This window comes from Microcystis sp. M169S2, from assembly GCF_020245865.1.
GTDB lineage: Bacteria > Cyanobacteriota > Cyanobacteriia > Cyanobacteriales > Microcystaceae > Microcystis > Microcystis ichthyoblabe_A.
In genome coordinates this window covers 1-4,631 of sequence record NZ_JADBUB010000020.1, presented here as the reverse complement: position 1 = coordinate 4,631, position 4,631 = coordinate 1, and the positions used below count along the sequence as shown (strand labels likewise).

6 protein-coding genes are annotated in these 4,631 nt (G+C 37.7%); 5 read left to right on the top strand and 1 reads right to left on the bottom strand.

The features are described 5' to 3' along the window. The coding region (locus IM485_RS01975; RefSeq protein ID WP_502882151.1) for a transposase family protein at positions 1–116 on the bottom strand (116 nt) is incomplete at its 3' end. 187 nt (positions 117–303) lie between these two features. On the opposite strand from IM485_RS01975, the gene IM485_RS01970 reads away from it, so the two are divergent. The 5 genes from IM485_RS01970 (at position 304) to IM485_RS01950 (ending at position 4,240) form a co-directional block, all read left to right on the top strand. Then, positions 304–1,620 carry a P-loop NTPase fold protein gene (locus tag IM485_RS01970; RefSeq protein WP_287740886.1) on the top strand — a complete coding sequence of 439 codons (1,317 nt, stop codon included), beginning with the start codon at positions 304–306 and terminating at the stop codon, positions 1,618–1,620. 159 nt (positions 1,621–1,779) lie between these two features. Further along, positions 1,780–3,039, top strand: coding sequence for a tetratricopeptide repeat protein (locus tag IM485_RS22890; protein ID WP_396888637.1), 1,260 nt, complete (start codon positions 1,780–1,782; stop codon positions 3,037–3,039). 36 nt (positions 3,040–3,075) lie between these two features. Then, positions 3,076–3,288 carry a hypothetical protein gene (locus IM485_RS01960; RefSeq protein ID WP_002780190.1) on the top strand — a complete coding sequence of 71 codons (213 nt, stop codon included), beginning with the start codon at positions 3,076–3,078 and terminating at the stop codon, positions 3,286–3,288. Positions 3,289–3,593: 305 nt separating this feature from the next. After that, on the top strand, positions 3,594–3,857 hold the full coding sequence (locus IM485_RS01955; RefSeq protein ID WP_287740885.1) for a type II toxin-antitoxin system Phd/YefM family antitoxin: 264 nt from the start codon (positions 3,594–3,596) through the stop codon (positions 3,855–3,857). Next, a complete protein-coding gene (locus IM485_RS01950) occupies positions 3,854–4,240 on the top strand; it encodes a type II toxin-antitoxin system VapC family toxin (protein ID WP_002734288.1) in 387 nt (128 codons plus the stop codon). Before IM485_RS01955 ends, IM485_RS01950 begins: the two co-directional genes overlap by 4 nt. Positions 4,241–4,631 lie beyond the last annotated feature (391 nt).

Here is a 4,631-nt window from a genome sequence, read left to right as displayed (position 1 = left end):
TATCCTAGCATTGTTCCCAGTATTATTACTACTAATACTATCCATAAAGGGTGTCTTTTTCCTTTATCTTTCCGAAAGTCCTTGACTTGTTTTAGTTTTTCTATTAAGCTCAACATATATTTTAAAAGTTGGCGGTCACTTCTCATTTTACCTGATAGCGATCGCTTTTACTTTTGATATTCTGATGGGAGAATGAAACAGCCCTACCCTTAATCCCCCCTTGATAAGGGGGGAAATCTGACAATTTTTAACACCTACCTACTTATTGTTATAATAATGACATCAATTAAGCTATAGTCGCCTATGTCTGAACAATTGATCGCTAATCTTGTTGGTGTCTTTAAACCAGTTCCTTTACCTGCCGATAGTCCCTTTTATGTAGATCTAAAAGCAGTGAGAGCGGATGCTGATGTCTGTCAAGATTTAGGCAGAAAAATTATTCGTTCGCTGCCAACAGACTACACCCATCAACTCTACACAGGACATCGAGGAGGGGGGAAATCCACGGAATTATTGCGGCTGAAAAAATATCTAGAGCAAAAAAATTGTTTTGTTGTTTATTTTGCGGCAGATGAAGACGATATCGATCCAGAAGATGCTCAATATACAGATATTCTCATTGCCTGTACGCGCCATTTGTTAGAACAACTAAAACAGGCTAATTCAACCCCCTTAAAAAACTGGATAAAATCTCGTTGGCAGGATTTAATTGATTTAGCTTTAACAGAGATTAAAGTGGAAGATGTCAAATTAGAAACGGGAGACTTGATTAAATACTTTGGTAAATTATCTGCGGCGATTCGGGCAATTCCCAGTCAAAGACAAGAAATAAGAAATAAAATCAATCCTCATACTGTTACGCTGTTAACAGCACTAAATGAGTTTATTGATAATAGCAAAACTGTCTTAGATGATTCAACAAAATTAGTGGTAATTGTTGATAACTTAGATCGCATTGTACCGATATATCGGCGAGATCATAAAACTAATCATGATGAGATTTTTTTAGATCGGGCTAATCAATTAAAGGGGTTAAATTGTCATTTGATTTATACTATACCTATTTCAATGGCCTATTCTAATCGGGCCAATGATCTACGGGATATTTATGATAATGACCCGATGGTTTTACCGATGATTATGATCCGCAATCTTGATCGTACTATTAATCCCGATGGTATGGCAAAAATTAAGGCTATTATTGAGAAAAGAACGCAGCAATTTTTACCGACGAAAAAGCTAGGAACAGATATTTTTGAAAGTCAAGAAGTTCTGGAGCGATTATGTTTAATGACTGGAGGTCATGTACGAAACCTAATTTTATTAATGCAAACCGCTTTAGATCATGTGGATGCTTTACCTATTACCGCAAAAGCTGCTCAAAGAGCAATAACTCAAGCTAGAGATGTCTATCAGAGAACAGTAGAACACGAGCAGTGGAAAATTCTGGCTAAGGTATATCGTACCAACGAAATTCAAAATGATGAAGCTCATCGTAAATTATTATTCAATCGTTGTATTTTACAATATGCTTATTTTGATGCAGATGCAGAGTTGAAAAGTTGGTATGATGTGCATCCTTTAATTACCAAAATTAAGGAGTTTAATGATGAATTATGAATTATGAATGATGAATTATGAATGATGAATGGGGAGCGGGAAACAGGGAACAGGTGAGAAAATTAGTGTACCTCATAAATCTGAATACAGCTATATATAATAATGACAAACCCAAAAGTAAAACCCTTAACTAACTTTCAGGAATCGGATTTTGAAGGATTGCGAGAAGAGCAACCCCTAACAGCAGCAGAATCCTATCAAGCATTACTGCGATCGCTGAGACGAAAAAATGGCTTTAATTTACTCTTTGTTCGCTGTTCTCCCGTGCAAGCTGATGAGATTATCCGGGGAGTCAGTCAAGATTTACCTAATAAAAATATTCAAGTCCTGCAACTTGATTCAGAAACCGATAATTTGTATGAGAAAATTGTCGATCTACCAAATTATACCAATTTAAACATTCTTTTTGTGCGCGGTTTAGAAAATGCACTACTGCGCTACGAAGAAGCGGAAAGTGAAGGCTATTTCTTGTCGAGTCAAAGTCCGGTTTATGGGGGAACCTGGGCCGGAGTTCCTAAGATTTTAGGCTATTTAAACCTATCCCGTGAGCGATTTGAGCGGCAATTTCCCTTTACTTTAGTATTCTTATTGCCGGAATTTGCCTTGCGGTATTTTATTCGTCGTGCGTCGGATTTTTTTGATTGGTATTCGGGAGTTTATGAATTTCCGACGGATAAGGACATATTGGAAAGAGAAATTATAAGACTGGTTTATTTAGACGGTGATCTCGATACCTATCAGCAATTCACTCCCCAACAACGACAGGAAAAGTTAGCCGAAATTAAAGCCTATTTAAGCGATTCCCCATCTCTCGATCCTGTTCAAGCATCTAAATTGTTGCATAAAAAAGGCTTAATTCATCAAATGGGAAAAGAATACGAACAAGCGATCGCATCCTACGATCAAGCTTTAGAATTTAAACCCGATAAGCATGAAGCTTGGAACAACCGAGGGATTGCGTTATATAATTTAGGCAGATTGGAAGAAGCGATCGCATCCTACGATCGAGCTTTAGAAATTAAACCCGATGACCATGAAGCTTGGTACAACCGAGGGATTGCGTTAGGTAATTTAGGCAGATTTGAAGAAGAGATCGCATCCTACGATCGAGCTTTAGAAATTAAACCCGATTTACATCAAGCTTGGAACAACCGAGGGAATGCGTTAGGTAATTTAGGCAGATTTGAACAAGCGATCGCCTCCTACGATCAAGCTATTAAAATTAATTCAAATTATGCTAATGCTTACTACAATAAAGCTTGCTGTTATGGCTTACAAAATAATGTGGAATTAGCTATCGAAAACTTACAACGCGCCATCAATCTTGATGTCGAATATCAGGATATGGCGAAAACAGATAAAGATTTTGAGCAGATTCGGGGAGATGAGCGGTTTCAGAGTTTCCTAAATCGAGTATAATAATATATATTTGTATTTTAGCTAAGGAGATATTCTATGACTAACACCTACACAGCTATCATTCAGCCAGACGGAGATTGGTGGATTGGTTGGATAGAAGAAATTCCGGGAGTTAACTGTCAAGAAGCATCTCGTGATCAGTTATTAGAAACCCTAAAAATTACTCTTAGCGAAGCATTAGAATTGAATAAACAGGAAGCAATTGCCGCTACAAAGGGAAACTACCAAGAAGAGAAAATTGTTGTATGAAACGTAAACAGTTTATCGATCACGTCCTGTAGGGGCGAAGCATTCGGATAGGAAATCTACGGTTTCAGCGATAAGTTATTGCCCGAATCTTCGCCCGTACTTTTTCAGCAAGTCCTAGCCATTCTTGGTGGTTTAACCCCCAATTAAATAAAAGATCTGCGATTCCAAGACATACCGGAGTGATAATTATCACAATTGGTCAATTCAGCAATGGGAAAAAGTTGCCAAACCTTTATTAACTTGTGAGGCAGTTATCACTGAATCCTGTTTTATTTTGTGAAGTAAATAAAGAGAGAAAATTATTCATGTCAAACAAAACTATTGATCTCAATCAAGTACAGTTAACTTTACAAGAACTACTTGCCTTAATAAAGGTAGATACTGAAATTATTATAACCGAAGGAAACAAGCCTGTAGCTCGTCTAATTCCTTGGGGAGATACTGAAAAAACAACGTCTGAAACTCCTTCTCCTAAGTTACGACAACCAGGACTACACGCTGGAAAAATTAGGACTAGCGAAGATTTTGATGAGCCACTTCCTGAAGAATTTTGGACAAGTGAATCATGAAATTTCTTTTAGATACCCATACATTTATTTGGTGGGATAGCGAACCAGAAAAACTCTCTCAAAGAGCTTTAGAACTGTGTAGAGATCCTAGTAATACGCTATTACTTAGTATTACAAGTATTTGGGAAATGCAAATCAAACTACAACTAGGTAAACTATCACTCAAGATACCTTTAGCAGAAATGATTAATACTCAGCAGGAAACTAACCAAATTGGCCTTTTATCAATTACAGTCAGCCATGTTTTAGCTTTAAATACTTTACCTAACATCCATAAAGATCCATTTGACCGCTTGTTAGTTGCTCAAGCTAATCTTGAAAATGCTAGACTGATTAGCCATGATTCAATATTAGCAAAATATCCTGTTCAGATAGATTGGTAGATAGGGCTTGCTGAATAAATGTTAAATATAGACGAGGTAAGAGTTTTAGGGTTCTGTTTTGCTCTCACAGGTGCAAGATTTTGAGAGAATCGTCGTTCAAAACCTTGCGTCTTCATCGGCCCGCGTTCTGTAGGGGCGAAGCATTCGGACAATAACCTATCGGTGAAACCGTAGATTTTCTATCCGAATGCTTCGCCCATACTTTTTCAGCAAGTCCTAGCCATTCTTGGTGGTTTAACCCCCAATTAAATAGGGGCTGCTGAAAAAGTTTTTCGTGGGGGCAGGGTGTGGGGTGTGGGGTGTGGGGTGTGGGGTTTTACCCATTTTCAGGTGGTCAATTACCTAATTTTCAGGGAAAAAATCCCTAAATTTTCCCCCCAATCACTCCAAT

Excerpts from the sequence above, each read along its gene's own strand:
- IM485_RS01970 (WP_287740886.1), top strand. The coding sequence starts at position 304 with ATGTCTGAACAATTGATCGCTAATCTTGTTGGTGTCTTTAAACCAGTT.
- IM485_RS01960 (WP_002780190.1), top strand. The coding sequence starts at position 3,076 with ATGACTAACACCTACACAGCTATCATTCAGCCAGACGGAGATTGGTGG.
- IM485_RS01955 (WP_287740885.1), top strand. The coding sequence starts at position 3,594 with ATGTCAAACAAAACTATTGATCTCAATCAAGTACAGTTAACTTTACAA.
- IM485_RS01950 (WP_002734288.1), top strand. The coding sequence starts at position 3,854 with ATGAAATTTCTTTTAGATACCCATACATTTATTTGGTGGGATAGCGAA.